Genomic DNA, 4,494 nt, shown 5'->3' on the forward strand with positions numbered 1-4,494 from the left:
ATTTAGTGGCGTATGGGGATCGTAATCTACCAAGATCATATCTGCATTGGCTCCAACTTTAAGAACGCCATGACCTTCTCCCCAGTATTTTTGAGCAATAATGGGATTATTAAACAGCAGCGTGGATGCTATCTCCATAAATCCGGCAGAGGGGTTTTCTTGCTTGAGATGCTGTGCCCAAAGCCCCACACGCAGCTCTTCCAACATGTTCACAGTCATAGCATCGGTTCCCAAACCAACTTTTATGCCATATTCACTCATCTTGCACACATCGGCAATGCCTACGGCATTATTGAGATTAGACTGCGGATTGGTTACAATGGCAGCTCCACGATTTGCCACAATCATCATTTCTTTGGGATTCAGATGTACTCCATGTGCCAAGATGCTCTTAGTAGAAATTAGTCCAAAATCTTCCAGGCGTTCTACCACACGCTTGCCATAATGTTCGATGTTATAGCGCTGATCGCTCTGAGCTTCTGCAACATGAATGTGTGTTCCACAACCTGTTTCAGCCACCAGAGCGGATATTTTTTGAAGGCTTTCATCGCTAAGAGTAAACGCCGCATGCATTCCAAAAAGGGCTTTTAACTGAGGATCCTGATCTTTTGCATAGGCTTTTATAAAACTAAGATTCTCTTCAATGCCTTCGTCGCGTCTTGGCATGCCATCGCGATCGGAAACCTCATAACAAAGATTGGCTCGCAATCCGGCATCTTTAACCGCCCTTGCTATCTCGGCAAGAGAACCGCCAATATGGTATGGTGACGCATGGTGATCAATAATGGTAGTAGTACCCTTACGAATACAATTAAGTGCCGATATTACTGCACTTATATAGGTGTCGCGCAACATTAGCTGCTTATCCAACCGCCACCAAAGGTTTTCCAATACTCCGTTGAAATCTTTAGCTGGCGCTGCTTTGCCTAAACCGGTAACTAAGGTAGAATAGAAGTGATGATGAGCATTTATCAATCCAGGCATCAGAATTTTTCCCATTGCATCTACCTGTTCACAATTCTCATCTCTCATATCGCTATAAGGGGCAATTTTCTGAATAATACCGTTCTCAATGAGAATAGCGTGATCCTTCAGAAAAGGATTTTTGGAATCGAAACTGATAATATCAGCAGAATGAATTATATATTTTTTCATGGTACTTCCTTTATCTCCAAATTGGAGAAACAAGTATTAAATAAGCACTTAAGTTGTCAATCTTATTTTAGGATTGCAATCGTTTTACGATAAAGAAAAAAGGCTCTTTCTAAGCCCATCATGGCAATAACCGAAGCCAATAGTTATCACTATCATAGAAAACCGCTTAGCTTTCACTTCCGCCAATACTTTGAGGATACATTAGCAAAGGTTTCTTCTGTCATTCTCCTGTATGTAAGGCATAATAGTAAGCCAAAGCTTCCTGTGGTAATGCTTGATGTAATTGGCAAGAGACTTGCTGTGCGTGCCAACTATAAGACCGATGAGAATCTGGGAGATCATTGAATAATCGGGGCATTGAGAGCCCCTTACTACAAGGGTAGTGGGGGGAAATAGCTCGGACAAGAAGAATTCACCATATCTTTATGTTGAAACACTTTGTCGGCTATCTTTCAAACTAAGTGGGTGCCATTGATCTACAGATAGTTCTTCACATGGGTGCTTCAGTCGAGTGCCCTTACAGTACGGACGGGTAACTGTTTCTACAGGGGAAACCAGTGCAAGGGATGGGGTGGCAAAGCTCAAGGTTGTTACAAATGCGGCTACAAGCCGCACCTACCTTTGGTGTGGCGAGCTCCGCTGCCTCTGCCAAGCAGGAGCGCTTGGAAGCCCATTTCCTACTCGAACCGAAAGAGAGTCTTTTTTACTGGCTACCCACTAGCTTTAAAAGATAGCCCTTTTTTTGATTCTGGATGTGCAGCGGGTTTACAATAAACTTGCTCCCAATTTGAACCTGAACAATGCTATTGGAGTTCATGAGCAGGCGTTTAATTATGCACGGCCTTGAAGTCCAAACCGCCCATAAGATATTAAATAAGTGATAGTTAGTTTATGCGCTTTGAACTCCAATGCCTCAATTGGGTTGAACTACGAACATTAGCGTATAAAAAACCCGGCGATAACACCGGGTTTATTGTATGGGGTAAGATTTACCGCTTATTTCATCATTATCATTTTGCGGGTATTAGCATAGTTCTTGGCAATTAATCTATAGAAATATAAACCGGAAGATACCGGGCGTCCGTCCTTATCGCGACCATTCCAAATCAAATAGTGCTTGCCGGCAGAATAATTTGCATTTGCCAACTGATTCACCAACTGACCTTTCGTGTTGTAGATATTTAGCGTAACAGGTCCGGATTCGGCAAGATTAAATGCTATTGTAGTAGTAGGATTAAAGGGATTGGGATAGTTAGATTCAAGTGTTGTAACTAATTCGGGAGTTACATCATCATCGTTATCCACAAAAGGATTGCCAATCAAAACAGTATTCGTGGGGCTACCCTCAACACCCATATAAATCGCAGTAACATAATAGTAGTAGCTGCCTTGCACGGTGCGTTGCTCGCTGAAAGATAGGGCAGAAGATTCTTGCACTATTTCGAAAGGACCACTGTTGAAACGCTTATATACACGGTAAGAGCTAATTGGCAGAAGTGGCTCTAAGGGCTCTTCCCAATGCAGGGATAAATCCACAGAATCGTCACTGAGGATGTAGTGAAAGTTGTCTGCCGCAGGAAGATTAATCAACACGAAATCGGTGTTGAATACAGGGCTGCTTGGACTAATCACAACATTGCTTATTGTTGAGCTCTGGTGGTATTCTGTGCTTGCCGTTACGGTATGAGTTCCGTTGGGCAAGAACAGTTTGAAGCTACCATTATCAGCAGGGGTTGTGGCATAGCGTTGGTTAGACATAACGGTGGTAAGGCGAGGATTTATCCCGGAGCTTGTATACACGTTACCCTGAACGAATCCAGTTTTTAACACCACATTCGTAAGTTCAAAATCGTCGATGTACCAACCAATCCCATTGGTAGCGCCATTTGTACCCAAACGGAAACGGAACATAACTTGTTGCTGAGCATAAGAACTAAGATCGAAGCTTGCCGGAATCCACCCCATACTATTTCCGGTCCAGCCCCTCTCCATATTTAGCCCCACAATATCGGTTCCGTTGTATCCACCTTGTGGCTCTAGGGCTATCCAGCTATTACCATTATTTGTGGATATGGCTACATTCACTCCATCATAGTTTTCTTCGGTGCCATAATAATGCATAAAGCTTAATTCGCTGCCACTGTCCAAGATATACTTTGGAGTGTAAAGATGGTATTGAACATTAATCGGGTATTCGCCGCTAAGATTTGTAGCCCAAACTTTGTCAGGACTATATGCAGTTACGTTTTGAGGAACGCCCCAAGCCCAACCGGTTTCGGAAACGAAATTGCCATCGTTAGAGTCGAAATTATGCTTCACATTCGGTTGATTGTATGGTACATGCAAGATAACTTCTTCGCCTTCGCCACCTTGTGGTTGTGCATTAAACAGAACGGGAATCAAATCCAACTCTGGGTCTACCCCAGAAAAACTAAGATCAAACGCTATCTGCATGATTTGATTAGGAGCAATATCTATTTCTGTGATCTGCGGATTTTCAATTATAACTCCGGAGATATCGGTACTGAGATTTGCCTCAATATTCCGAGCTTCCAGATCTGAGATATTGCGCAAATTTATAATTAGTTGCACATTTGCTTCATTTATAACGCCATCATGGTTACCGTCGTAATCGTTAATCATATAGGAATGGTAACGCAATTTTGAAGAATCTACCTGCATAGTGAAATTGTGGTTCCATGTACCCACCATCGAAGAAATGGCTATTTCGAAATTAATGAGGTGACCTGCCGGGCAGTCTTCGGAAATACTGAAGACATAAGGCTGCTTGTTTACTCCGCTTTCTCCGGGGAATAGGGCATAATATTCGGAACTTTGAGATTGAAGATTTACATATGGATCTTCGGTGGTCAGATCTGCCACAATGTTATCTGCTGGAATATTACCTGAATTTTGCAATAGGATGCCCATGCTAACTGTTTCTCCGGGTTCAATTATCATATTGCTATCGGCCAAATAAGTATCGGCAATAAAAATATTGGCAGCTTCATGATAAATGGGAACATTGGATATGTAGAGGGCTGTGCCATTGCTTAAAGAGGAAGCTGTGGGAGGATATTGATTGTTGAAAGTATATTCTAAGCCCCTAGTACCAGTATGATCCTCAATACCGATTGTAGCATAGTTTCCATGACGAGAACCAGATTGGCTATCCACGTTATTGAATGTGTGATATTGGAATTTGATGGGACCATCGCCCATACTGGTGTTGTGTACAGATTGATCATAAAGGATAACTTGGAAGGTTTCCGGGGATGTGCCATTTTTACCATTTCGTAAGTTATACCATTCAATAATGAAGGAGCGATTGCCACGATC

General features: G+C 42.5%; 3 protein-coding genes. 1 reads left to right on the forward strand and 2 read right to left on the reverse strand.

Annotation, left to right across the window (positions count from 1 at the left end; genetic code table 11):
• On the reverse strand, nucleotides 1-1,155 hold a 1,155-nt coding region (gene ssnA, locus LHW48_01515), incomplete at its 3' end, for a putative aminohydrolase SsnA (GenBank protein MCB5259142.1).
• Nucleotides 1,156-1,275: 120 nt separating this feature from the next.
• On the opposite strand from ssnA, the gene LHW48_01520 reads away from it, so the two are divergent.
• Nucleotides 1,276-1,500, forward strand: coding sequence for a hypothetical protein (locus tag LHW48_01520; GenBank protein ID MCB5259143.1), 225 nt, complete (start codon nucleotides 1,276-1,278; stop codon nucleotides 1,498-1,500).
• 651 nt (nucleotides 1,501-2,151) lie between these two features.
• On the opposite strand, the gene LHW48_01525 is transcribed toward LHW48_01520, so the two are convergent.
• Nucleotides 2,152-4,494 (reverse strand): immune inhibitor A (locus LHW48_01525; protein ID MCB5259144.1); only part of this gene is annotated, 2,343 nt, incomplete at its 5' end.

It is taken from the genome of Candidatus Cloacimonadota bacterium (assembly GCA_020532355.1).
Lineage (GTDB): Bacteria > Cloacimonadota > Cloacimonadia > Cloacimonadales > Cloacimonadaceae > UBA5456.

What these genes read in the sequence shown, in the direction of transcription:
- LHW48_01520 (MCB5259143.1), top strand. Translation starts at nt 1,276, where the DNA reads ATGGCAATAACCGAAGCCAATAGTTATCACTATCATAGAAAACCGCTT.